The sequence below is a fragment of the candidate division KSB1 bacterium genome (assembly GCA_016214895.1).
In the GTDB taxonomy this organism is placed as follows: Bacteria; Electryoneota; RPQS01; order RPQS01; family RPQS01; genus JACRMR01.
In genome coordinates this window covers 24,963-51,070 of the sequence record JACRMR010000008.1, presented here as the reverse complement: position 1 = coordinate 51,070, position 26,108 = coordinate 24,963, and the positions used below count along the sequence as shown (strand labels likewise).

The 26,108-nt window shown below is 60.8% G+C and carries 19 protein-coding genes; all 19 read right to left on the bottom strand.

Annotation, left to right across the window (positions count from 1 at the left end):
* Window positions 1-95 precede the first annotated feature (95 nt).
* The 19 genes from HZB60_04860 to lpxD all read right to left on the bottom strand — a co-directional run bounded on the left by HZB60_04860 (window position 96) and on the right by lpxD (window position 26,108).
* The gene (locus HZB60_04860; protein MBI5059098.1) at window positions 96-2,981 is read right to left on the bottom strand and encodes a T9SS type A sorting domain-containing protein; all 2,886 of its coding nucleotides are present in this window, start codon (window positions 2,979-2,981) and stop codon (window positions 96-98) included.
* 525 nt (window positions 2,982-3,506) lie between these two features.
* A complete protein-coding gene (locus tag HZB60_04855; GenBank protein MBI5059097.1) occupies window positions 3,507-5,615 on the bottom strand; it encodes a hypothetical protein in 2,109 nt (702 codons plus the stop codon).
* A 921-nt stretch (window positions 5,616-6,536) separates the two neighbouring features.
* Window positions 6,537-7,568, bottom strand: a complete 1,032-nt coding sequence (galT, locus tag HZB60_04850) for a galactose-1-phosphate uridylyltransferase (GenBank protein MBI5059096.1) — start codon at window positions 7,566-7,568, stop codon at window positions 6,537-6,539.
* Between the two features lie 48 nt (window positions 7,569-7,616).
* The gene (locus tag HZB60_04845) at window positions 7,617-9,734 is read right to left on the bottom strand and encodes a hypothetical protein (protein ID MBI5059095.1); all 2,118 of its coding nucleotides are present in this window, start codon (window positions 9,732-9,734) and stop codon (window positions 7,617-7,619) included.
* Window positions 9,728-10,924, bottom strand: a complete 1,197-nt coding sequence (gene glgC / locus HZB60_04840; GenBank protein ID MBI5059094.1) for a glucose-1-phosphate adenylyltransferase — start codon at window positions 10,922-10,924, stop codon at window positions 9,728-9,730. The genes HZB60_04845 and glgC overlap by 7 nt, the downstream gene beginning before the upstream one ends.
* 32 nt (window positions 10,925-10,956) lie before the next feature.
* Window positions 10,957-11,331: a response regulator gene (locus HZB60_04835; protein MBI5059093.1), complete on the bottom strand. Its 375-nt coding sequence runs from the start codon at window positions 11,329-11,331 to the stop codon at window positions 10,957-10,959.
* Entirely contained in the window at window positions 11,316-12,185 is an 870-nt protein-coding gene (gene nadC / locus HZB60_04830) for a carboxylating nicotinate-nucleotide diphosphorylase (GenBank protein MBI5059092.1), read from the bottom strand. The genes HZB60_04835 and nadC overlap by 16 nt, the downstream gene beginning before the upstream one ends.
* Window positions 12,181-14,391, bottom strand: a complete 2,211-nt coding sequence (locus HZB60_04825; GenBank protein MBI5059091.1) for a UvrD-helicase domain-containing protein — start codon at window positions 14,389-14,391, stop codon at window positions 12,181-12,183. The genes nadC and HZB60_04825 overlap by 5 nt, the downstream gene beginning before the upstream one ends.
* On the bottom strand, window positions 14,388-15,464 hold the full coding sequence (gene mltG / locus HZB60_04820; GenBank protein MBI5059090.1) for an endolytic transglycosylase MltG: 1,077 nt from the start codon (window positions 15,462-15,464) through the stop codon (window positions 14,388-14,390). The genes HZB60_04825 and mltG overlap by 4 nt, the downstream gene beginning before the upstream one ends.
* On the bottom strand, window positions 15,454-16,650 hold the full coding sequence (locus HZB60_04815) for a HAMP domain-containing histidine kinase (protein MBI5059089.1): 1,197 nt from the start codon (window positions 16,648-16,650) through the stop codon (window positions 15,454-15,456). Before HZB60_04815 ends, mltG begins: the two co-directional genes overlap by 11 nt.
* A 12-nt stretch (window positions 16,651-16,662) precedes the next feature.
* A complete protein-coding gene (locus HZB60_04810) occupies window positions 16,663-17,637 on the bottom strand; it encodes a glycosyltransferase (GenBank protein ID MBI5059088.1) in 975 nt (324 codons plus the stop codon).
* A complete protein-coding gene (locus tag HZB60_04805) occupies window positions 17,634-18,419 on the bottom strand; it encodes a hypothetical protein (GenBank protein MBI5059087.1) in 786 nt (261 codons plus the stop codon). Before HZB60_04805 ends, HZB60_04810 begins: the two co-directional genes overlap by 4 nt.
* Window positions 18,400-19,746, bottom strand: a complete 1,347-nt coding sequence (locus tag HZB60_04800; protein ID MBI5059086.1) for a tetratricopeptide repeat protein — start codon at window positions 19,744-19,746, stop codon at window positions 18,400-18,402. The genes HZB60_04805 and HZB60_04800 overlap by 20 nt, the downstream gene beginning before the upstream one ends.
* Window position 19,747: 1 nt before the next feature.
* Window positions 19,748-20,800 (bottom strand): site-2 protease family protein, encoded by a 1,053-nt coding sequence (locus HZB60_04795; GenBank protein ID MBI5059085.1) that lies wholly within the window; start codon window positions 20,798-20,800, stop codon window positions 19,748-19,750.
* Entirely contained in the window at window positions 20,791-21,975 is a 1,185-nt protein-coding gene (locus HZB60_04790) for a 1-deoxy-D-xylulose-5-phosphate reductoisomerase (GenBank protein ID MBI5059084.1), read from the bottom strand. The genes HZB60_04795 and HZB60_04790 overlap by 10 nt, the downstream gene beginning before the upstream one ends.
* Window positions 21,976-21,988: 13 nt before the next feature.
* Window positions 21,989-22,729, bottom strand: coding sequence for a lipoate--protein ligase family protein (locus HZB60_04785; GenBank protein ID MBI5059083.1), 741 nt, complete (start codon window positions 22,727-22,729; stop codon window positions 21,989-21,991).
* Window positions 22,730-22,860: 131 nt separating this feature from the next.
* Entirely contained in the window at window positions 22,861-23,664 is an 804-nt protein-coding gene (lpxA, locus tag HZB60_04780; GenBank protein ID MBI5059082.1) for an acyl-ACP--UDP-N-acetylglucosamine O-acyltransferase, read from the bottom strand.
* A 12-nt stretch (window positions 23,665-23,676) separates the two neighbouring features.
* Window positions 23,677-25,065 (bottom strand): bifunctional UDP-3-O-[3-hydroxymyristoyl] N-acetylglucosamine deacetylase/3-hydroxyacyl-ACP dehydratase, encoded by a 1,389-nt coding sequence (locus tag HZB60_04775; GenBank protein MBI5059081.1) that lies wholly within the window; start codon window positions 25,063-25,065, stop codon window positions 23,677-23,679.
* Window positions 25,062-26,108 carry a UDP-3-O-(3-hydroxymyristoyl)glucosamine N-acyltransferase gene (gene lpxD, locus HZB60_04770; protein ID MBI5059080.1) on the bottom strand — a complete coding sequence of 349 codons (1,047 nt, stop codon included), beginning with the start codon at window positions 26,106-26,108 and terminating at the stop codon, window positions 25,062-25,064. The genes HZB60_04775 and lpxD overlap by 4 nt, the downstream gene beginning before the upstream one ends.

Below are 26,108 nucleotides of genomic sequence, written 5' to 3'. Positions count from 1 at the left end.
GGCCGGAATCGGAGAGTCAACTCTCCCCCCACATCCCGTGGGGGGCCGGGGGGGCAAATCGGAACTCTGCCTTCCGATTTTAAATTCTCAGTTTCCTACCTCAACACCACAATCTTCGTCCGCGCCCCCCCCGCCCGCTGCCCAATCTGTACGAAGTACATCCCGCTCGCGAGCGCACCCGCGTCGAAATGATAGTCATGCGCCCCCGCCGTCTGCACGCCGAGGAAGCGACCTTCCACGAGTCGCCCCGTCACATCATATACGCTCAGCGTCACCGGAGATACCCGCGGGACGGTGTAGGAGATGGTGGTCGATAAGTTAAACGGATTCGGGTAGTTCTGCGAAAGTGTGAAACCCGCCGGAGGCAACTTGGGACGCCGCTCCACGACGGACAACCCGACGATGTCTTCCATATGGCCAGCATACAGCACGAAGTCGTCGCCGTCCCTTGCGGCGACACCCGAAACTCGGCATTCCACTCCGACCAGCTCGTTTCCAAGCCGATAGTAGCGGCCATCGATGTTCACGCTGTCAAGATCCGATTCATCCCAGACCCGGACCCGCAGGTCGCCGCTGCCGTCATTCAAGTACAGAGTCGTTGCGCCGTCGATGTTCTCATCCACGCGATTGATCGCGCCCGTCGTCGCGCACCACGTCCCCGACCCGTGCAGATTCTGGAATGATGTGCGACCAATGCTGTCCTGCAGTTCACGATCGCCCGTCGTCATTACGATCGGCGGTGGAAGGGAGACGCCTTCGTTGATGAGCGTCATGCCGAAACTCGTAAAGCCGCCCAGCTGAATCTCATTGTTGAACGAGCCAACGAGCCCGGTGATCGTGATCAGATTGCGGCGCCGTAGCGCGGGGTACGCGTTCATGCGGCCAGACTGAGTCAGATAGAGCCCACGCCCGCTTTGATCTTGAAGGTAAGCCGCGACGCGACGGGAACCGCTATCCGTCGTGATCTCGCGCACGTAGTTGACCACGCCGCGGAGCGTGACGATTTGTCCGCTGTAAACGCCGAAGCTGTCGTAGAGGCTGGCAATCGGGACGAACGCGGTGGGTGAATAGCCGCCGAAGAAGACAACCGCGCCGGCCAGCTCGTTACCGGCCAGATCCTCGATGGCCTGAATCTCCAGTCGATAACCGTGCTCCGAATCGAGAGCCGCGAGAAGCTCAAGATGCACGGTATGGCCCGCGGATAAGACGGCTGCCGAGGCGACGTCAAGGCGGGGATGCTCTGGGACCGACTGATCGGTGATCGTGTAGTTGCCCGGGTCGTTCGCGCCAACGTCGGACAGACGCTCGTTGAACAAGATGTTAACGCTCAGGTCGGAGACTGCCGTGGCGCTGAGAATTTCGGGAGGACGACGGTCAATGAAGCCAAGATCGGCGTCGAAGCGCGGCGCTGTGACATGGCCGATGTACCCTGCGAAAGGGAGATACGTGCAGTTTCCGCGAATGAACAGGAAGCTGTCGCCGACCACCGGCACGAACTCAAAACCGGCATCGTTGACGATCGTGCATGAGCCTTCCAGACCGGAAACGTCGAACTGGCCATATGAGTTGAAGTCCGAGGTATTCGTGACCATGGACGGTCCGATCTCGATCAGGACTCCCTCGTAAGCCTCGCCCGAGTCGGGTAAACTGCCATTGGGCGGCGACAACTCGGCCGCGCGCACGCGAAGCGAAGGAATCGGTTGACTTGTGCCCAGCACCGCAACCTGACTGCCCGACGCGAATTCGGTGAGGGATCCCGCGTAGTCGATCACCTGGCCGGTGACGCGGATGCTGTCCCAAAGCGAAGGCATCCGATCCGGCGCGTACACTTCAATCCCCGACCAGCGTCCTGAATCGGGCCAGATGCCAACAGGATCACACATAAAGAAGCTGAAGTCATTATTGAATCCAGTTCCTGTGACAATGCCGATTACGGTGACGAATTGGCCATCATAGGGTGAGACGCCACCGGTGGGATCGCCCGTGTACTGCAAATCGAAGATGGCGGGAGGGTCTCCTCGAATGCGATAGTGATAGCTCTCTTCCGGCGCGGCAGCGGGATTAGTGGAGATGGTGCCGAGGCCGTCGATCGCTCGTACGTAGTAGTACGCAAAGACATGTGCCGCTCCGGCGGGTACGATCCCACCCCAATTACCGTCCCCGGATCCGCCGTCTCCATGCGCGCCATCGTCGAACATGGACTGTGGAATGAAGTCGCCGAGCGGGCCAAAGCGATAATGCACTTCCACGCCGGCAACACCGTCGGCATCAAAGACGGACGCCGTAACCGTGACGGAATCATGGTTGGTCGGTTCCGCCGGAAAGTTCGCGACTTGTGATATGACCGGTCCATGATTGTGAAGCAGCCCGATGTCCGACGTCGCGCGTGGATTGACGAGAAACACATTGGCCGCTGAGGACACGATCCCCCGCAAGAACAGGAGTGAGTCACCCAGTAGCAATTCCACGGCGTAGTCCCATCCGGTTCCGACACCGACCGGACCCGAACCGTCGTCAATGGTGATTTGTGGCTGATCGTCGACAACGACCGCGTTCGCAATCTCAACGAGCACACCTTCCATCGGTTCGGTGACGGACCCGGTCGTGGTAGGTGTGGGGGCTACTTGGGCGCCGACGGAAACCACGGTGAAGGTCCCTGCAACGATGTTTCGAAGGCGGGTTTGCGTGTTCGATTCCTGAACCTCGGCTTGGAACCGAACAGAATCGCCGCGGATGATCTGGCGCAGCTGGTTGTCGTTCACGAGAATACCGCTCCACGGACCACCGCCCCGATCCGAAAGGAAGTAGCGAATCGGCTGTCCGGTGTACTCCGTCGCTGTGACAATTCCACCGACCGAGACCAGTTGTCCCGCCCAGGGTGAGGCTCCGGAAGGGTCCGTGGTGAACTGAATGTCGTGAATAGACATCTGCGCGAACAGTGCGGCAGGCAGCAGAAGGTTGAGAAGGCAGGAATATCGCATGACTAGACTCCTGGGGATGGAGACTCGTAGCGCAATTGTGGTCACACCTGCGCGTGCGGCGAGCATTCGGCTCCGGTTGTCACTTACAACTCGGATCTTGAAGGCAGATTCCTCAGCTGCGACTAACTGCGAGGGTGCTCTAAGGCGATCCTCGGTGCCAATACCGGTCAGTAGGGAAGAGCTGGCGGACAGCTCCGGAGGTAATGCCAGTGGTTTCCTTGGCGGCGCATGTCTCCATGCGCCCCATTCTGCGAAGCAGCAGCCGTCACCCCCGCCAAGATCAGCACGAATAGCGACTTGTACATTTTAAGCCACAGCTATTGACTTTTTGACCAAAGTTTCGTATATTATGAGCGTCCGAGTGGGTCAGGATTAACTGCCAATTCCTCATCTATCATCTATCATCTATCATCGTTCATCAATAACATTTCCTGCCCCCGCCTCCTTAAGTGAGGCGGCACATCCCCCGCTCACGGGAGAACTAAGGGGGGGATTTAGGCTTTTCGCGCTCTTCGGTTCCGCTGGCTAATTTCTCACCGCGCGGACGTGATAAAAGTAGCCGCCTTCCGTTGCGGTCGAGTCAAAAAACACCGTCGTGTCCGGCGGCACCGGTACGCCCAGCGAGTCCCAAAGCGGATTCGCCAAACTGCCCGCACCGAAGATCACATAGCGATCGATCTCGATCGGTGAACCCGTCGTATCGAATTGCACAGGAAACCACTCGAGCCGCATTACGTTGGATTGAAGCGGATGGCCGAGGGTCAATCCTGCCGGAGCCATCGGCGGAGGCAAACACGCAAAATGCGACACATCGTACGCACTGAAATTCGTATAGTCCGCTACAAATGCCACACACCCCGCAATTGCCACACCCCAGGCAAGTCCGGGGGTATCATAATATCCAACCGAAATCGGCGCGGCTGGATCGGAGATGTCGATTACTCTGAGACCGGTCTCGTAGTCCGTCACATACGCGTAGTCTCCGTCAACCACAACACTCACACAAAGATCCGGTGTATTGAAGACGCCGCTGCGTACGGGTGCGGCGACATTGGAAACATCAATGACCTGCAGGCCGCTTGTACCATCCGCAACGTACGCGTAGCTCCCCCTGACTGCAACATCATAGGCGTGGCCCGGAGTGTCATAGAAGCCGGTTTGGCTCGGGGCGGCCGGATTGGTGATATTGATCAATCGCAAGCCACTCGCCCCATCCGCGAGGTAAGCATAATTCCCTTGCACGGCCACGCCGCGTGCAGTTCCCGGTGTGTCGTACGATCCGGCACCCAGGGGGGCTGAAGGAACGCTGATGTCGACTATCCGCAGGCCGCGCGAATCGTCCGCTATGTAGGCGTAATTTCCGTCGAGCACCAAGTCTCGGGCCTCACCCGGCGTGTCGTAATGGCCAACCTGAACCGGGACCGCCGGATCGGAGACATCAAGAACTCTCAACCCACTGGTCCCATCGGCAACGAAGGCAAGAGTCTCCCGGATCGTAATCCCTACGGCCTGATCTGCCGAGTCGAAAACCCCGGTCTGTACAAGCGCCGTAGGGTCGGCCACATCGATTACTCGCAGCCCGCCGTCTCCGCAAGCAATGTAGGCGATGCCGCTCTCAACCGCCACACCCCAAGCGTTGCCCAGCGGGTTGTAATAACCGGTCTGCTCGGGGGCGGCTGGATTCGCAACGTCAATCATTCGCAGTGCGCCGTCCTCTTCCGCAAGATACGCGAAATCTTCTTGAACGACCACGCTCCGACAGCGACCCGGTGGGTCGTAGAAGCCGGCTTGGATCGGGGCGGCCGGGCTGGTGACGTCGATGACCAACAGTCCAGCATAGTAATCCGCCACGTACGCGAACTGACCGCCAACCGTGACGTCCAAACACAGATTGGGTGTTTCGAGCATGCCGGTCTCAAACGGCGCGGCAGCGTCGGTTACGTCAATCACGCGCAGGCCATTCAAATAGTCCGCAACGTAGGCATAGTTCCCATCCACGGCAACGCCCATTGCGAAGCCTGGTGTATCAAAGAAGCCGGCCTGAATCGGCGCGGACGGATCACTAATATCGATGACTCGCAGACCAGTTGCTTGATCCGCCACGTACGCGTAATTTCCTACCACCGCCACACCAGTGGCGTTTCCCGGTGTGTCAAGAAAACCTGCCTGCACCGGCGCGGCGGGGTTCGAAACGTCGATCACCCTGAGGCCACTTAGGTAATCCGCTACGTAGGCGAAATCCCCCTGTACCGCAACACCCAGCGCACTGCCTGGCGTGTCAATAAAGCCCATCGGCACGGGCTGCGCCGGTTCGCTGATATCCACGATTCGCAAACCGCTCTCGCCATCCGCTATGTAGGAATAGTTCCCTTGAACGGCAACACCAGTGGCGCTGCGCGTTTCAACGTAGCCGATTTCCACGGGGTTCGCGGGATCCACGATATTCACAATCCGCAACCCAGACATGTGTGTCGCGACAAAGGCAATCGTGTCGCGAACCACTGCGTCAGACGCATAGTCCCAATAATCGGCGATCGTTCCCAGCCGTCGTACATGCAAGCTGTCCTGCGCCTTCAGCTCGCTGCTCATTAACATCACTGACCCCAATAAGCAGATGACCACGAACACTCGCATGATGGACTCCGAACAAATTGCTTTTTTCCTATTATACCGCCGCGCACTGCGAAAGTCAAGGCCATGCGGTTCCGCCGAGCGGCGGGACGGCCATGCGGCATCGTGCAAGAGGAATTTACATGCCCCGCTCAGAACAACGACTATAGCCACCCGACAAGACCAAAAGTCGTCCTCTAACCAGGAAGCACTGCAATCGTCTCCATGAACAATGACATACGCACTTAACAAACATCTAATCGAACTCGGAAGCCGGCATTTCGATTTTCATTTTTCTCGAATGTCAATCGTCAGCCCCGCCTCCGTGACGAAGTAGGTCGTGCCTCCTGCATTCACCTCAAACGCAAACGGCTCCTCCCATTGCCCCTCGTTGGCCACGAGAAGATGGACGGCGGAAGATCAGCGCTTGGCGGCACGATCCCACTCACGTGGGTGTCTCCATGTGCCCCATCTCTGGCGCCAGCAGCCACCGCCGCCCCAACATCAGGACGTACAAGCACTTGTACATTTTAAGCCACGGCTATTGACTTTTTGACCAAAGTTTCGTATATTATGAGCGTCCAAGTGGGTCAGGATCAACTCCCAACTCCTCATCTATCATCTATCACCGTTCATCTATCGGCCATGCCACGCGATGCAATCTACCCCGACAAAAACCGTGCAAGTTTCTGATTCTCAAAGAGTAAACCAGTTCCTTCGGGCAGATAATGTTCTTGCGCGCCATCCTCTAAGTCAGGCCCCTGCCTTCATCATCTCAGAGCCAAGTTCGTTCCGTCAAATATCGTGCATCTCCCCACCCCGCGCACATTTGCAACCTCAACCCCGGTCGGCGAGATATGGAGATCGCGCACGCTGTGCGGCGCTACACTCGGTCTCCACCGTTCATGGTTTCTGCCTCATAGATCATCTATCAGCGTTCATCGATCACCCGACCACCAGCCTCCTCAAATATTCCGCCGCCTGCTCCGGTGGTGTCGGATTAATATGAAACCCCGTCCCCCACTCAAACCCTGCCGGCTTCGTCAGCCGTGGAATGAGCTCGAGGTGCCAGTGATAACACGCCCTGATCATCCGCTCATCTCCCAGCGACGGCGAAATCGCCGCCAGATTCGGACTGGTATGTAAGACAAAATTGTACGGCGGATTGTTGAGCGCGGATCGCAACCGGTTCACCGTGTCCCGCAGCAGTTCCGCCAAGCGGTCAATCCTGATGTCATCCAGTTGCGAGTAGTCATGTTCATGACGGGTCGGCGCGATAAACAGCTCAAACGGCGAGCGACTCGCATAGGGACACAGTGCGACGAACTCGTCATTCTTCTGCACGATCCGCACATCCAACTCGATCTCGTGCCGGAGAATGTCGCAGAACAGGCAGCGCTCCTTGTGAACAAAATGCTCTCGCGCCGATTTGAGTTCAGTCTCGATTACCTGCGGAAGGATCGGCATCGCCATGATCTGTGAGTGCGGATGCGTTAACGTCGCTCCCGCGCTTTCGCCGTAATTGCGAAACACCACGACATACATGAAGCGATGATCCTGCATCAGATCCCGCACGCGATCGCGATAGGCGCGCAGCACCCGCGCCAAATGACTGACCGGCTGGTCGCCGGTCTGCTGCCGGTGGTCCGGCGTCTCGATCACGATCTCGTGCGCGCCCACACCGTTCATCGCGTCGTACATGCCGCGGGCGTGACGTTCGAGATTGCCCTCAATCCGCAACGCCGGAAATTTGTTGGGGACCACCCGCACCGACCAGCCCGGCGAATTCGGAGCGCCATAACCGTCGCGAATCGCCAGGACTTCCCCGGGCGTCTTGTCTTCATTCCCCGGGCACAGCGGGCAGAATTCCGGGGCACTCTCCGTCACCACCACCTGAAACTCAGAAGGCCGCCGCGCGCGTTCACTCGAAATGATCACCCAGCTTCGTTGTATCGGATCCAGCCTCAACTCCGGCATCTGCTCGCTCCTTCTCAAATTTGCGGATCAAGAATCGACGCTACCGCATCATATCAACCAGTTCGATGCCACCGCCTCGATCGTTGGCAGCACGAACCGAAAACCGCCTGCCGGCGGATGCCGCTCGATGACCGTACCGCCGTCCAACACTTCAATCATAATCTGGCAGTCCCCGCCCCGCTCCAACGCCACGCATGCATAGTCCAACGCCAGCTCATACACTTCGCCGGCGCAAATCTCAATGCCGTCTTCCCGTCGCTCGCAGGCCGGCTCCGAAAACGGAACGACAAGCTCCGCCTCCCGGTCGGCAACGACCCGCACGATCAACTCGCCGGACAGGTTTCGGACGACGCCCGGATGCGGATCGATCCGGATGAATACCCGCCGGCCGTCAAACCCATAGTAGATGTCGCGAATCGCGCCTTCAGATCGACCCATCACCGAGCCGTACTGCGCTGCGGGGATGTGGCAGGCCCCCACCCATTCATAGAACGACGTCACCTTTCCGTCAATCGTCGGCTCAATCTCAAAAACCGGCTGGAACCGGCGTTCCACTCGCGCCGGACGCTTGATGGCGGCGTCGAGACTCGACGGCGCCTTTACTCCCGCCAGCACATAGATCTGCTTCAAGAATGCGCGAAATAGCTCATCGAAATCCGCGTCATACAGTGACGAAAACGGCTCACCGAACCACCACAGCCAGTCCGAACCCTCCGCGCGTAACAGCCAGTCCTGGCATTCCGCGCCGACCCGCTCATCAAGCGTCAGCTCGTCCAACATGCGCCGCACACGCAGCAGTTCGCTCCAGGCTGCGTTTTTCTGAGAATCACCGATCCAGATCCGAAAATTCGAGTCGATCCAGGAACCGGGATGCACCGTTCGCACCTGCCCGCCTGCGGCCTGCTCCGCGTGAGCCCCGATCAACATCGTGGTCAGGCGTTCATGATCCTGAATCTGATTGAAAAGCGTCGTCATGAACTCCCGTCCGCCGTCCGCAAAGCTCTCCCACGGATTCTCGCCGTCGAGGGCAACACACACACACCGATGCGGATCGTGCCGCGTGTCCCGTTCAATGTTCAGCAGGCTGCCGATGAACTCCCCCACCGCCTGCGCAGCGGGCATCGGCGCATAACGAAACCCGATGGCATCCGACAAGCCGTGATCGCGAAAATACAGCCGGAGCGTCCCGTGTTCGCCTTGCCACTCGTAGGATGTATGCGCGGCTCGCCCCGCCTGCCGCGTGACTTCGCTCCGACTCAGAATTCCATCGTCCGTGGCCGCCCACGCAAAGCCGTATGACCGCGCCAATTCCAATGCCGCATCGCTGACCGAGCCTTCCGAAGGCCACAACCCGCGCGGATCCGCTCCCCAGACGCGGCGATACGTCTCCGCGCCGCGCCGCAACTGCCGCTTCGCATCCTCCGGATACCCAAACCCCGGCTTCGGCAAGCGGTGGCGCGGAATGTCAATCCCGGCAATATCACTGTCGCACAGGAGCGGAAGGATCGGATGTGCGTACGGCGATGTCGAAATCTCGATTTGCCCCCCCGCCATCTGCTCGCGATAACCCGCGATAACCAGGTCCAAAACACGATGATGATACGATAGAATCGCGGCAATATCCTGTGCGTCGTAGCCCCGTTGCTTCGATCGCAACTCGCGGATTTGCCCATCATTGTCGCCGCTGAATCCGATCCAATTCAAGTTGAATAGCGCCATCAGATCGAGATAGTCGTGCGTCGCATACTCCTCCATGGCGCTCCGCAGCTGATCCTCCGTGCCGTGCTCGCCGCGCCGCGCGAGCAATTCCGCGTACCGCCCGTGGTTTCGGATCCGATGCGGCCAGTGGATCGAAAAGAAATGCCGCAGCACAAACCGCCGCTCCGCCTCTGACATGTCCGCCGGCGAGAGACACGAAACCCGCTCGAACTCATCGGCGGGTCGGTGCTGCGCGGCGAACTCCAGCTGCTCCAAAAGTATCGGCGTGAAATTGAACGTCATCCGTGCGCTCGACGCGCGGACCGCCGCCAACATGTCCGCATACCCGCGTACCGAGTGCAGCCTCACCCACGGTAAGCGCGGCAGCTCCGCATCCGGCATCCGGTAGTACGGCTGATGGTGATGCCAGAGAAACAGAATCGGCAGCCGACCCGCCGCCCTCACCACACGTAGCCCTCCGGAACCACCGTCACCCGCCCCTCCGTGACGATGAATCGCGCTCGATCCTCGTTCTCGTCCACGCCGATCCGCGCGTGCTCCGGAACGCGCACGCCCGTACAAATGATCGCGCGGCGGACCACCGCGTGCCGCCCGATGTCCACGCCTTCCATCAAGATCGAATCGCTGACCTCCGCCCCCGTGTGCACTTTCACCTCCGGCGATAGCACCGAACGCACCACGCGCGCGCCCGATATTACGCTCCCCGAACTGACCAGTGAATCGACGACGACCCCTTCCCGACCCCGATCAATGGTCGAATCGACGATGCGCGCCGGCGGGGTCTGCGGTGTGTAGGTGCGAATCGGCCACCGGCGATCGTAGAGATCGATCGCCGGGTTCGCCGTGACCAAATCAAGGTTCGTCGTGTAGAACGAATCCAACGTTCCGATGTCGCGCCAGTAGGCCGGGCTGCCGCTGTCCCCGTCGCGGAACGGATACGCGAATATCGGCTCATGGTTCGCCACCAGATTGGGAATGATGTTGCGGCCGAAATCATGCCGCGAATTGCTGTCCTTCGAATCCCGGATGAGCTCGCGCACTAACTTGGTCGTCGTAAATACGTACACGCCCATCGAGGCCAACGATTGATCCGGATGCCCGGGCATCGCCGGCGGATCCGCCGGCTTCTCCACAAACTCGCGAACGCGAAACTCGTCGTCCACCCCAATCACTCCCATCTCGCGCGCGCTCAGCCGATCCAGCGGCACCACCGCGACCGTCATCTCGGCCTGCTTGTCGATGTGGTAGTCCAGCATCTTCCCGTAATCCATCTTGTAAACGTGATCGCCCGAGAGAATCAGAACATAGTCCGGCTTGTGACGCTCCAGCAGATTGATGTTCTGATAAATCGAATCCGCCGTCCCGTGATACCAGTTTTCCGTCCCGATGTGCTGCGGCGGAAGCGCTTCGATGAACTCATCAAGTTCCAACCGGAAGACCGGATTCCAGCCCAACCGCACGTGCCGGTTCATCGTCACGTTTGAATATTGCGTCAACAGATAGATCTGCCGAATCCCCGTGTTGAAACAATTCGAGAGCGTGAAATCGATGATCTTGTAGATCCCCCCGAACGTCACCGCCGGCTTGGCCACTTCCCGCGTCAACGGAAACAGGCGCTCGCCACGCCCGCCGGCCATGATCAGCGTCAACACGCGTCTGAAGGGCTTACTCACGACTTCTTGTCCAGCACTTTCTTCACCGCCTGCTTCAATTCGGCGGTATCCGAACTCTTCACCACATACGCCTCGGCCGGCCAGGTCATGAAATTGTCCCGATAAGACGGAAACGCCGTGTTGAGAATGACCGCCTGTCGCTTGTCGTGCGCCATAATCTTCTGCAATAAGTCGATTCCCGACAACCCCGGCATCTGAATGTCGAGGATGATAATGTCAAACTCGCGCTCCTCGATCCGGCTCAGCACCTCCATCCCATTCGCCGCCGTCTCGACTTCGTAGCCTTCCTCCTCCAGCTCCATCCGGTACAGTTCGCGCAAGTTCTTCTCGTCGTCCGCGACCAGCAACTTCGCCTTTACGCCGCTTTCCATTCAACCTCCAAGGAAAAGTCCAGGGCCGGCACCGAATGCGTCAGCGCGCCAATGGACAGATAATGTACTCCCGTCTTCGCATACTCCCGCAGATTGCCGGAATGAATCCCGCCGGAGGCTTCGAGCGACACCGAGTCGCCATGGGCGCGCACGGCTTGTGCGACTTCATCCGGCGTGAAATTGTCCAGTAAAATCTGCTTCCAACCCAGGGCCACGGCCACGTCAAGATCTTCGAGACTCGTTACTTCCAACTTGCCATCGCGCAACGTCAACTCCGCCTCCGCCGCGCGAGCCGCCCGCAACTGCTCAAGCTCCGCGCCGATGCCCCGTAACCCACCGACGCAAACCAGATGATTGTCCTTGGCCAGTACCGCATCCGAGAGATTCGTCCGATAGACGTCGCCGCCGCCGTGTCTGACCGCCTGCAACTCAAGCTCGCGCAGTCCGGGCGTCGTCTTGCGAGTCGCCAAGACCTGCGAGCCAAACTCGGCCGCGGCAGTTGCAAAGCTGCGCGTTACCGTGGCCACACCGCTCAAATGGCAGAGGAAGTTCAGCGCCGTGCGCTCGGCCTTGAGAATGGACCGCGCATTTCCCCTGAGATCGACGATTCGTTGCCCGGCTTCAGCCCGCTCCCCGTCTCGCCGGAGCCAGTGCAATGCGAGCTCCGAATCGACCTGCTTGAAGACTTCAGCGACCGCTCCGCAGCCGCTGATGATCCCATCCGCCTTGGGTACGATGTACCCCTCGCCGATTAAGCCGGCGGATACCAGCCACTCCGACGTGACGTCATGCCCCGTCGGCAGGTCCTCGGCCAACGCGATGCTGACTATCTCGGCGAGCGTAATCACTCTAATCCACCTTCTTCAGTTGCGCGTATTTCACCGCCAGCAGCTTCGAGCCGATACCCTCGAACGCCACTCGCACTTTCAGATTCTCGGCGTCGCCGCTCTTTGCCGTCACCACTCCCAGACCGAAATCCGCGTGCTCGACGAGATCGCCGATCCGGTACGGCACCAGCGATGCGCTGACGGACGGCGATGCCGGGCGCGACATCTGAAAAACGTCGCGGTGCCGCGAGCTGGCCGGCGCGTGGCCGTCCCCCAAGTCAAGCGAGTCCTCGAATTGCCGGCGCGGCGGCAACGTCCAACCGCGCAAGCGCGTTGGTTCAATGTCGCGCAGGAACCGCGAGGGTTCCTGAAAATCGCGACCGCCATAAAGCGTACGAGACTGTGAGTACGTCAGATACAACCGCTCCCGCGCCCGCGTCACGCCAACGTAAAACAACCGCCGTTCCTCTTCAAGCCCCGCCTGGCTATCCATGCTCCGGCGATGCGGCAGCAGTCCCTCTTCGACGCCCGTGATGAAGACCACCGGAAACTCCAGCCCCTTCGCCGAGTGCAACGTCATCAGCGTGACACGATCCGCCTGCTCCTCGTACGCGTCCACGTCCGCCACCAGCGCGGCTTCCGCCAGAAAATCGGTCAGCGTGATCTCCGAAACTGCGCGCTGCCGCTCCCGCGCCGCCTCCACCAATTGATGCAGGTTGGCGATACGCTCTTCGCTCGCAGGATCCCGCGGATCGTTGTAGTGATCCACCAGTCCGCTGCTGTCCAACACCGTCCGAACCTGATCCGCAATCACCAGTTCCCGTATCTCCTCGCGCAGCTTGAGCATGCGCCCGGCCACCGGACTCAGTTTCGCGAACGCGGTCTTGCCGAGCAGTTTCAGAAGCTGCTCGTCGTGCAGAACCGCGCCGAATCCCGTGCGCAGTTGCTTCGCCGTCTCCTCAACCGCGGCGACTGTGACCTCGCCGATCCCGCGCGGCGGCGTCTTCAGCACGCGGCGCCACGCCTGTTCATCGTCCGGATTGACCAGCACACGCAGATAGGCCAACAGGTCCTTGATTTCCTTGCGCTCGTAGAACCGCACGCCGCCCACTAGGGCATACGGCACGGCCTGCGCGACCAACACCTCCTCGAACAGCCGCGATAACGAATTGGTCCGAAAGAGAATCGCGAAATCCCGCCACGTGTAGCCGTTCATCCGCCGCTGGTGCACGATCTCGCCGACAACTTCGTTGGCCTCATCGACGGCGCGGGACAGCGTCCGCAACACGACCTTTTCCCCGCCCTTCTGCGCCGTCCACAGCCGTTTGTCCGTCCGCTTTCGGTTCCCGCCAATCACGTCGTTCGCGATGTCGAGGATCGCCTGCGTCGAGCGATAGTTCTGCTCGAGCCGGTGAACCTGCGTGCCCGCAAACCGCTCCTGAAACTCGAGAATGTGTTTCGAATCCGCGCCGCGCCAGCCGTAAATCGCCTGATCGTCGTCGCCCACGACGAACAGATCATTCCGCGGCTCGGCCAGGATCCGCGAAAACTCGAATTGATGCGAGTTCGTGTCCTGGAACTCGTCGATCAGAACGTGCCGATAACGATCGCGCAACCGCTGCAAGACCTGCGGACAGGCGGCGAACAAGTCCAACGGCAGCCGCAACAAATCATCAAAGTCCACGGCCTGCGCCGTCCGCAACCGGTCGTTGTAGGCCGTGAGCAAGTCATCCACGTAGCGGTGCGCCGGGTGCTTCCCCGACAGCCTGCCGCCATTCTTGATGAGCGAAATCCAGCCCCGCAGCGTACCGGCGCTCAGCTCATCGCGCGCGAGCTGCCGTTCGCTCAGCAATCCGGTTAGTATCGCTTCATTATCGTCCGTGTCATAGATCGTAAAACCCGGCGCCAGGCCGATCTCACCGCCGTACTGCCGCAACAGCCGCGCGCAAAACGAGTGAAAGGTCCCCGCCCACGGCAGCCGTGAGGATTCGCCCCAGTAACCGCGCAGTCGCTCCTGAAGCTCGCGCGCCGCTTTGTTCGTGAAAGTCATCACCAGCAGGGAGTCGGGATGCTCGCGCTGCTCGGCTACCAGGTAAAATACCCGTCCCGTCAACACGCGCGTCTTACCCGACCCCGCCCCGGCAAGCACCAGAATCGGTCCCGACGGAGCCACCACCGCATCGCGCTGCTCCGCGTTCAATGTCTTGAGAAATTCCCGAAATCTGGAGTTCATCCCTTGACTACGCTATCCGGCTTCGCGAGCTGCTCGCGGTCATAGTCACGGCGAATCCGATCGAGTTGAGCTTTCGCCGCCAGGTGATCCGTCAAATTCGTCGTAAACGCGTGGGTGCCGTCGCCCTGCGAGACAAAAAACAGGTACGATGTGGACTCCGGGCTGAGCGCCGCCTCGATCGCCAGCCGGCCCGGGTTGTTGATCGGTCCCGGCGGCAGACCCGTGTACTTGTAAGTATTGTATCGGCTGTCCACCTTCAAATCACTGAAGAAGAGCCGCGAGGGTCCCTTCCCCAACGCATAAGACACCGTGGGATCGGCCTGCAGGAGCATCCCTTTTCGCAGCCGATTCAGATACACCGAGGCGATGGTCCGCGCCTCGCTCCGCACCATCGTCTCCCACTCCACGATACTGGCGAGTGTCAAGGCCCCGTGCAGAGTCAGACCCAGCGCGGCCGCCCGCGCATCCGCATCTACCGGCAGGTGCGAGCGAAAATTTGCCACCATGCGACGGACCATGCGCCGTACATCACCGTTCGCGGCAAACAGATAGGTATCCGGATAGAGGTAGCCTTCCAACGAGGGACCGTCCACGCCGACTTCACGAGCGAACACGGTATCGCGAATCACCGCCAGAAACGCCGTCGAGTCAATTCCCAATCGCGCGTGAATGATCCCGGCAATCTCCATGCTGGTCAAGCCCTCGCGGATCAGCACCGGTACTCCCACCGACTTCGCGCGCGAAAGGTTCTGAATCAGTTCGACCAGCGATTGCCCCGATGCCAGCACAATGTTGCCCGCCTGGATCTTCGTGTCGGCGCCCATCAGCCGCACCGCATAGCGAAACAAGAGCGGATGATCGATGAGCCCGCGGGCCTGAAGGACCTTGGAGAGCTGCTCGACCGTCGCGCCCTCCGGGATGCTCACCTCAATCAACTGCCGCGGGCCATCGGAAATCGATCCCTCCAACAACACGCGCGAGAATACTTCCAGAGCCAACAACAGCACCAGGGCCAGTCCCAATACGACAAAGCCGCGTGCGACGCGGCCTGAATGCGATGCGTTAGGAGTCACCGTGGCCTACTCGTAAACAGATGCGCATTACCGTGCCCCGGCCGTGCGAGGTCTCCTTAATGAATAATCGGCCACCGTGATACTCCTCGACGATCCGGCGCGCCAACGAGAGGCCCAGCCCCCAACCGCGGGTCTTCGTCGTAAAGCCCGGACGAAAGACCAAGCGGCGATGCTTCGCCTGAATCCCGGGTCCGTTGTCCGCGACATCGATATTCACCGTGTCGCCGTGCAGCTCGCAGGACACCTGAATCTCGCCACCCGACTGCCGCAAGGCATCGATACTGTTCTTGATCAAGTTTTCGAGCACCCACCCGAACAGCCCGCGGTTCAAATTTACCACCGGATCGCAGGGAAAGTCGATTTGAAGGCTGATCGGCTTATCCGTGCGCGGCAGGCGCGACTGGAAATAGTTCACCGTCTCCTGCACAACGTCGCGCAGACGCGTCGCCGTCATGACGGGCTCCGAGCCGATCTGCGAAAACCGCGCGGTGACCCGCTCGAGCCGAACCATGTCCCGTTCCATCTCGACCACCGCGTGCTGTACGTCACCGCCGCCCTTCAACAACTCGGTCCAGCCCATCAATGACGTTAACGGTGTTCCCAGTTGATGCGCGGTCTCCTTGGCCAGACCCACCCAGACCATGCGCTCTTCGCTCCGGCGAATACTGCTGAACCCGACATAGCCGATGATCACAAAGAGCAGCGCCACGAGAATCTCGACCCACGGCAGCCAGCGTAATTGCCGGATGACGACCGAATCGCCGTAGTGAAACCAATCGACTTGATTGCCCGACACCAGAATCGGTAACGCGGGATTCCCCTGCTCGTCCATCGTCCGCGCCAAGTCACGCGCCTGTGACCGCGCCTCCGCCGTCGTGTCATTGGGGTCAATCTCGATATTCTTCCAGTGCTTCGGACTGCCGCGCGAATCCGTGACAATGATCGGAAAATCGACCGCCTGAATCTGCTCGAGCGCGAGCGCGATCAGATCCGGACTCTCGCTGTTCACCAGCACCGAGTACATCCGAATCTTCTGCTCCAGTCCGTGCCGCGTCGAGTCCTTCAGCTTCGACACCAGCACCTGCGTGTAGGCCAGTACCGAAATAATCAGAATCACCGCCGCGAGAAAGAGGAACCCTTTGAAAGTTCCCACATGCTGATAGGCAAGCCGCGGCAGCCGCATCATGGCCGAGATCGCCTATCGCGCCGACGCTGGTCCGGGCGCGTCGGCGGCCGCCGAATCGTACTTGATCGCGTACGTACGATCCCGCTCGGAGGTGTTCACCATCATCTCCGCGATCAAGCCAAAGGAAAAGAACTGCACGCCGATCACCATCAATAACACGCCGAGAAACAACAGCGGCCGGTTGCCGATCCACTGCCCCGCCAGCCAGCCGATGGTCAGGTACAGGTTGATCGCAAATCCCGTCAGCGCGCAAATCATCCCCAGCGACCCGAACAGGTGCAGCGGTGCGCGGTTGAACCCGGAGATGAACAGCACGGTCAATAGATCAAAGAAGCCGTTGACGAAGCGGCTCATCCCGAACTTCGTCACCCCGTATTTCCGCGCGCGATGCTGCACCGGCTGCTCCGTGCAGCGATAACCCATCTTGTGTGCCAGCACCGGCAAGAATCGGTGCAACTCCCCGTACACCGGAATGTCTTCCGTGACCGGCTTGCGATACGCTTTCAGTCCGCAGTTGAAATCGTGCAGTCGAATCCCGGACAGCTTGCTCGTCACATAGTTGAAAAACTTCGACGGCACTGTCTTGCTGAGCGGGTCATAGCGCTTTTTCTTCCAGCCGGAGACCAGGTCCCAGCCTTCCTCCAACTTCGCGATTAATCCCGGTATCTCGGCCGGGTCATCCTGCAGGTCCGAATCCATCGTGATCACGTACCTGCCCGTTGCCGCTTGAAAGCCCGTGGCCAGTGCCGCCGACTTCCCGAAATTGCGGCGGAAAGAGATGATCCGAAGATGAGGATCCCCGGCGCGGAGTTCGCGCAGCACGTCCAGGGAGTGATCCCGACTCCCATCATCCACGAAGATGATCTCATAACCGCCCGTCCGCCGGGAACACACGGCCGTAAGCTGCGCGTGCAACTCCCGCAGCGATTCGTCCTCGTTGTACAGCGGAACGACGACGCTGAGCTCCAGGCGCTCTGCCTCACTCATCGCCGCCCTCCCGTCGGTGCGCCAAACGTCTGAATCGTATCCTCCAGCATGTACTCCTGCGCGTCAAGGTCGATTCCCGTCAACGCCCAGGTTAATGTGAATGTGCGCAAACTGTCCGTGCAAACCACCTGTGTCGGCAGCGGCCACCCCTGCAACGTCCGCTGCCGGTCGTATCGCTTGTACAGCGGGTCCCGCCCCGCGCGCCGCACGACTTCCGCCGTCACCATGCCCCGCTTGAGCGACATCGTCAGCTCATGCACCACGCTGTCCGACGTAGCCCGCACAAAGTAACCGCTGCCGGTTTCCCACACACTATCCGGCTGCAAGCCGCCCGTGCGACCGCTAACCGCCAACGGAAGAAAGTCGCGCGGATCCCAATCCGGAAACGGATAGCCCAGCAGTTCGGACAGGTCGATCCGCTCGGATAACCCGTAAACCCGTGGAATCGGACTCGTCCCCCAGTACACCGCGCGATCAGGAATCACGTAAAACGTCCCGATAAATTCGTCCCACGGCTTGCGAAACCCAAACTCAATGCGCTCACCGATGAGGTAGATCAGATGACCCCGCGCCGCGAGTTTGGTCTCGCCCATTTGCACTCTGAGCTTGAACTGCGCCGACATCGAGCGCCAGCCGACCCAGCGGTCCAGCGTGCGGTGCAGCACCTGCGCCGGGGTCCAGTCATTCACACCGGACACCCGCTGATAGTATCCCGCGGCGCAGCCACTCGCCAGCAGCATCACGCCCACCAGCAATGCGGCGCTACGGAGTAGCTTTGGCACGCAAGCGCTCGTTTCGTGGATCCAGACGCAGGGCGCGACCATAGTAGTCGCGCGCCTTCGACTCCTGCCCGCGCTTCGCGTACACATCGCCGAGGTGCTCCAGCACTTCAGCCGATCCCGGCGTCCGCTTGGCCGCATCCTTTAGCCACCGCAGCGCCTCGTCGTGATGACCCTGCCCGAATTCGATCCAACCCATCGTATCCATGTAGGAAGCGTTGTCCGGATCGCGACGTAATGCCTCCGCCGCGAGCACACGAGCCTCGTCAAGCCGCATAAATCGCGCGGCGAACGTGTAGGCCAGATTGTTCAAATACACGGCGGCGCTGTCCGATAGCTCGATCGCGCGACGGTAGGCAAACTCCGCCTCCGACAGGCTGTCCAGTGTGTCGTAGATCAACCCGAGCGTACCATAGGGAGCCGACATGGTCGTGTCCGTCGCCACGGCCAACTTCAGCGCGACGATCGCGTCAAGCTTGCGCCCCAGCCGGTTCAGCGCCGTGCCGCGCAGGTTGTAAAGCCCCGCGTCCGGCCCGGTAATGGGCAGCCCGCTGTCCACCAGGGCCAGCGCGCGCTCGTACTCGCCGCGATCGAACATCATTACGGCACGGCCCGTCCAGAACCGCGGATTATCAGGCGCCAGGCGAATCGACCGATCGATCAGCGCCGTCGCTTGAGCGGTGTCGCCCTGCTGCAGGAGCGTCGTGCCCAGCGTGTAAACGATTCCGGCGTCCGTTGTGTCCAGCGCCTGAAGCTGCCGGAGGTACGGTACCGCGCGCGCGTATTCCCGCTCGTTCAGATACACTGCCGTCACCTGCCGCAGCAAGAGATCGCTCGGCCCTTCGATGCCAACGATCCGCGCGGCCGTCCGGTCCGCGTCGTCGTACCGCTTGAGCGTTAATTCCACCGACAGCAATTGCCGCAAATAGTTCCGGCTCGCGGGATCGAGCTCGACCAGCGTTTCCAGCGCTTCGCGCGCCTGCGCCATGCGATCGCTGCCACGATAGATCGCGGAGAGCACTTCCAGCGCGGAAGCATTCCGCGGATCCAGGGCCAAGGCCCGGTCCAGCGCGCCCTCCGCCTGCGCAATGCTTCCCACCGCCAAATACGACTCCGCCAATGCCACGTGGATGAACGCGGATAGCGAGTCAAACCGCAGGGCCTCTTGAAAGTCGAAGATCGCCCGGTAATAGTCCTCATTCGTCGCCGCCGTCGTGCCGCGAATGTAGAAGTCCATCGCCTTAGAGCGCGTCTCCTCCGGCGTCGCCGCGCGCGCGCCAAGCATCGCGACCATCACGGCAATCAGCGCTGCAATAATCCGAACTCGCATGTCAGTTGGCAAAGATCCGCAATAAGTCCTGATACGAAACAAACAACACGAGCATGAGCAGCATGGCCATGCCCGCCTGCTGAATGTAGAGCTTTAGCTTGGACGGAATCGGTCGCCGGATAATCGATTCAATGATGACATAGACGATATGTCCTCCGTCGAGCACCGGAAAGGGCAGGATATTCAGGAAGCCGATCGAGACACTCACGTACGCGATAAAGAACAGAAACGCATCGCCGCCCTCCCGCGCGCTCTCGCCCGACAGCTTCGCGACCCCCAGCGGCCCGGCCAGGTCTTTCACGCTTGACGCGCCACCGAAGAGATCGCCCACAAACCGCACGATTCCGACTGAGGTCCGCCAACAGAACAGCCCACCCTGCGAGATCGCTTCGCCGGGACTGGCCGGTCTGAATACGACCTTCGGCGCGATCCCGACCACGTGGCGCGGCGGATCGGAGCCGGGGATGATCTGCGTCGGTATCGCGAACTCGACGTGCTCGCCGGACGCGCGCCGGATTCCGATGTTGACCGTGTCCCGGGCCGCGGTGATCGCCTGCACGACGTCTTCCCAACTCCCGACCGCGCGCCCCTCCACGGTTTCGATCACGTCGTCCTTCACGACGCCGGCTTTCAGCGCCGGCATGCCCGCCATCACTTCGCCGACCGCCGTCCCCTGCGGGTCCGGAACCCCGACCGACACGGTCAGAATCGCGATCAGCACAAAGGCGGTCAGGTAGTTCATCATCACACCCGCGGAGAGCGTGAAGATCTTCTGCAGCGGGTTTTTCGACATGAACTCATCCGGCGCACCGGTGACCGTATCGTCCAGCGACTCGTCCACCATGCCCGCGATATGCACGAAGCCGCCCAACGGAATCCAGCAAACCTGGAACTCGGTCTGCCCGAAATTCCGGGACCAAATCTTCGGCGGAAACCCAATTGAGAACTTCGTCACTCGCATGCCGCTCAGGCGTGCGGCCAGAAAGTGACCGAACTCATGCAAGGTCACAATCACGCCGATCACCACCAGGAAGGATACTACCGTCAGCAGCATTTCATACTCGCTCTTGACCGCACTCGTTGCACCTCTTCTGTCGCCATTTCACGCGCCATTCTGTCCGCATCCTCCACCGTCTCCAAATCAACAAGCGGCCGCGGGGTCCAGCGCGCCAACACGCGCTCGATAACCCGCGCGATGGCTGTGAAGGATATCTCGCCCCGCAGAAATGCCGGCACGGCGATCTCATCGGCCGCCGATAACGCCGCCGGCGCGGTGCCACCCTGCGCGAGCGCCGCATAGGCCAGCGCTAAGCAGGGAAACAGCTCGTTAGTCAGCGGTTCAAACGTCAGCGAAAACGACCGGTCGAACTCGGTCCGCACCAGATCGCTTGTTGCCCGCTCCGGGTAGGTGAGCGCGAATAGGATCGGTAACCGCATATCCGGAACGCTGAGCTGAGCCTTGAAGCTGCCGTCCACGAATTCGACCATGGAATGCACGACCGACTGCCGGTGCACGAGCACGCGAATCCGCGAGGCGTCCACGCCGAAGAGCCGTTCCGCCTCGATCACTTCGAGTCCCTTGTTGAACAGCGTGGCCGAGTCAATCGTAATCTTCGGTCCCATCTTCCAGGTCGGATGAGCCAACGCCCGTTCGACGGAAACGTCGTCCAGCGAGTCCCACGGCATGCCCCAAAACGGCCCGCCGGACGAGGTCAGCCAGAGCCGCCGCACTGAATCGGCACGCTCGCCAAGCAAACATTGATAAAGCGCGCTGTGCTCGGAATCCACGGGCAGGATGGCTGCGCCGTGCGCCCGAGCCGTCTTCATCAGCAGCGGCCCGGCGGCGACCAGAGCTTCTTTATTGGCCAGTGCAACCGACTTGCCGCGCTCCAACGCCGACATGGTCGTACGCAACCCGGCTCCCCCCATGACCGCGTTCACGAGCAGGTCATAGTATTCCGCGGCCACTTGCTCTTGCAACGCCCGCGGACCGACATACACCCGGTCGATCCCCAGTTGTTTCGCCGCCGCGGTCAGCTCACCCGCCTGTGCGTCGTCGTGCAGCGCGACTGACGAGACGTGGAATTCCGCCGCAATCTCAAGCAAGCCCCGTAAGTCCGAGCCGGCCGCGATCCCGGCAATGCGAAATCGCTTGCTCTTCTCCCGCACTACCGCGAGGGTGCTCCGACCAATCGAACCGGTCGCGCCTTGTAACAACAGCGACTTCACGGCTGAATGATACTCACGATTCAGCGCCACTTAACTGCGGTACACAGAAGCTCCGGAACGTCACACGGAATGACTCCGTCAGGGCCAGCCGCACGTCGTCCCGATTGATCGGACGCCCCAATTCGGCCTCCGCCGACGTCGATTTCGCGGCCAGCCGCTCGCGTAGCGCCGCGCGCATCCGCTCATCAGAAACCCTCAGTAAGTCAACAATCCGCAAGTGATCGTCGCCCAGAAGAATCGACCCGTGCTGCAAGATCGCGCCTTCCCACTTGCGCTGTGCGCTCCCCACGATCTTCCGCCCCCGCGCGGTCACTTCCCACCGGGAAGTCCGGACAAAGCATGAAGTTCGATTCGGCAGCGCCGCCATTGGCTCGCCACGCTCATCGACCTGCGCATCCACGCCGAGCGCCCGCAGGCCGTCCGCAATGGCCTGACTCACATATTGCTGAACGAGTCCGCCGAAGCCGGGGGAGTCTCCGCGCACGACAATCGCGTACGTGAGTTCCTCGCTGTGCAATACCGCCGCGCCGCCGGTCGGACGACGCACACACGGCACTTGCCATCGCGCACGGCGCTCCTCATCGATCGAATCCGACGATTGATGATAGCCCAATGAAAGCGTTGGGCAGTCCCATTCGTAGAATCGCACCAACGGTCCGATCGCACCGCGCGAGCACTGCTCCATCAGTTCCCGGTCGATTTCCATCAACCGCAAGCCCGACTCCGCCGGATCCTGTCGTATTTCGAGTTCCATGAACCTATCTTGGAATAGCCGTTGAATCAGGCAACGGGGCTTCCGCCCGTGGTCTGTGTTGCTTGTCAAGGCGCTAAAGCCACCTTGCCTTGCAGAAGTCGATACTCCGATCCTATTTCAAGATCGGTTCATCATACCTCATCATCCAGTGCAATACGATTCCCCGGAAGCAGACCGCGCTTTGATTTTTCGATAAATTCCAGCACGATCCGCACTTCCTCGCGGTCGCCGCATTCCGCCCGCATCTTCTCGATCGCCTGCTTCGTGTTCATTTTGGATTGAAAGAGCAAGCGGTAGGCATGCTTCAGCGCGCCGCGGGTCTCCTGTGAAAAGCCGCGGCGGCGCAGGCCCACCGAGTTCAACCCAAAATAGCGCAAGGGCTGCCCCCCGGCCAAAATATAGGGCGGAACATCTTTCGGCACGCGCAATCCGCCGCCCACCATGCAATGACGGCCAATCCGCACGAACTGATGAACAGGCACCATGCCGCCCAGAATCGCCCAATCCTCGATCTCCACATGACCCGCGAGGTTCACCGCGTTCGCCATGACCACGTTGTTCCCGATCAGGCAGTCATGCGCCACGTGAGTGTACGCCATCAGCAAGCAGTGGTTCCCGATCGTCGTACGACCGGTCGCCGTGGTTCCGCGATTCAAGGTACAGAACTCGCGGATGGTTGTGTCGTTGCCGACAAACAGCTCGGTTCGTTCCCCCGCGTATTTCAGATCCTGCGGCTCCCCACCTAAGGCCGCGCCGTGAAAGACCCGGACGCGCTCACCTAATCTGACTCCGGAATGCAATCTCACCGAACTTGAAATCCGGCACGCCGCGCCGACCTTCACGTCGTCATCAATCACCGCGAAGGCCTCAACAATCACGTCGTCCGCCAATTCAGCCCGGGGCGATACCACTGCGGTCGGATGTACTTTGGCCATGGATATGCCTGTCTATTTTTCCACAATGAGCGCCGTCATATCCGCTTCCGCGGCCAGCACTCCGTCCACATGCGCTTCACCGCGCATCTTGCAGAGATTCCGCCTGAACATCGACATCGTCACCGTGAACTTGATCTGGTCTCCCGGCACCACGGTCTTGCGAAACTTCACGTTGTCCAGGCCCGTAAAATACACCACTTTGGTCTCCGGGTGCTCCACCGAGTTCAGCAGCAACACACCGCCCGTCTGCCCCATCGCCTCCACAATCAACACCCCCGGCATCACCGGATGCCCGGGAAAGTGCCCGTCGAAGAACGGCTCATTGCGCGTCACATTCTTAAGCCCAACCACGCGCTCAAGCGGAGTCAGCTCCAGAATGCGATCGACCAGCAGCATCGGGTACTTATGCGGAAGCAAGGCCTGAATCGCAACCGAGTCGAAGACGTAGCCCGCGCCCGTCTTGCCGCCGAACTTGCGAGCGATGCGCTGGGACTCCAGGATCTTCCGCAACAGCTTCGCGACTTCCACATGCGACGCATGTCCGCCCTTGGCCGCCAGTACGTGACCCTTGATCGGCGCGCCGACCAGGGCCAGATCGCCCACGAGATCCAAGACCTTGTGTCGCACGGGCTCATTCGGAAAACGCAGTGGACGGTCATCCAGCGTGCGCGTCCCGAGCTTCGTCCCTTCCGGCAGCCTAAACATCCGCTTGAGCTGGTCCAGATCTCCTTGTGAATACTCCCGGTCCACGAACACGACGGCATTCTCCAGTGAACCGCCGAGAATCAGCCCCTGCGCCTTGAGGGCCTCCGTTTCCGACAGCAGGCAGAAGGTCCGCGCCGACGCAAATTCGCGGCCGAACTCCTCCAGCGTGTACATCGAGGTGTACTGGTTGCCGATCGACGCGTGGACATAGTCGATCATGTACGTCGCGCGAAACTCGGCGGACGGCACCACCACGATGTCGATTCCGTCGCGGTCGCTGTGATAGGTCAGGGTCTGCTCGAGCTCAACGTACTCGCGCGGCGCCTCTTGCTCGACAATGCCCGCGTCGCGCAGCAGCTCCATGAACGGCTGTGCGCTGCCGTCCATCGCCGGCGGTTCGTCCGCGGTCAACTCGACGGTGAGATTATCCACCCCGCTGGCCAGGGCGGCCGCCAGCACGTGCTCAACCGTGTGCACGCGCGCGTCGCCGCGCCCGAGCACGGTGGCTCGTGCAATCTCCACTACATGATCGACCAGCGCCGGAATCTCGGCGTCGGGTCCGAGATCAATCCGCCGAAACCGAATCCCCTCACCGATGCCCGCCGGCTTCAGCGTAAGTGTCACCGGGTGTCCTGTGTGCAGGCCAATCCCCGTGAGCGACCGCTCCCGCGAAATAGTTCTCTGTTGCTCGCTCACGATTTAGTACGGTCGTTGGTTTGTTCGTCGGTCAAGGTAGATTCCAGCCGGCGCACGCGCCTGATCAACTCGGGCATCCGCGTGACCGCGGCTTCAATCCGCTTCCATAATGCGTGAGGTCGCGACGGACTGCCGGCGACGATCTCGCCATCGGCCACATCCGAAGCAACCCCGGACTGCGCTGCAATGCCCACGCCGTCGCCGATGCGCAAGTGGCCGACCAGCCCAACCTGCCCCCCGATTCGGCAATTGTCGCCGATGCGCGTCGAACCGGACACACCGGTCTGCGCGGCGATCACCGTGTGCGAGCCGATGCGAACATTGTGAGCAACCTGAATCAAATTGTCCAGCTTCGTTCCGCTCCCAATCGTGGTCTCGCCCAGCGTCGCGCGGTCAATCGTCGTGTTCGCGCCGATCTCGACATCGTCGCCGATCACCACGCGGCCCAACTGCGGAATCTTCTGATAGCCGCTGTCGCCGGGCGCGAAGCCAAAGCCGTCACTGCCAATCACTGCGCCGTCCTGCACGACCACGCGGTCGCCCAGTTGAACCCCTTCGCGAATGGTCACCCGCGAGTGAATCCGGCAATCCACCCCGAGGTTCACGTCGGCGGCGATCACCACATGCGGATAGAGCACGGTGCCCCGGCCCACCACCGTGCCCGGACCGACGTAGCAGAGCGCGCCCACGCGCACATCCGCCTCCAGCCGCGCCGTGGGGTCAATCACCGCGCTCGGATGAACACCCGCAGCCACCCATTGCCGCTGGGGATAGAACAGCTCCAGCAACCGCTGAAACGCGTGATAGGGATCGGCGACCTCGATGCGCGTGCAGGCGCAGTCCGCCATCCCCGGCGCAATCAGCACGGCGCCGGCTTCCGTCGCCTCCAGGTAGCGCAGGTACTTCGTGTTGTTGAGAAACGTCAGATCATGCGGACCGGCGTCCTCGATCTTCGCCAGCCCGGAGATCACCGTCGCTTCCGACCCGCGCACCGTCCCGCCGACCAGCGCGGCGATCTGCGCCGTTGTATAGGACGGAGTCAC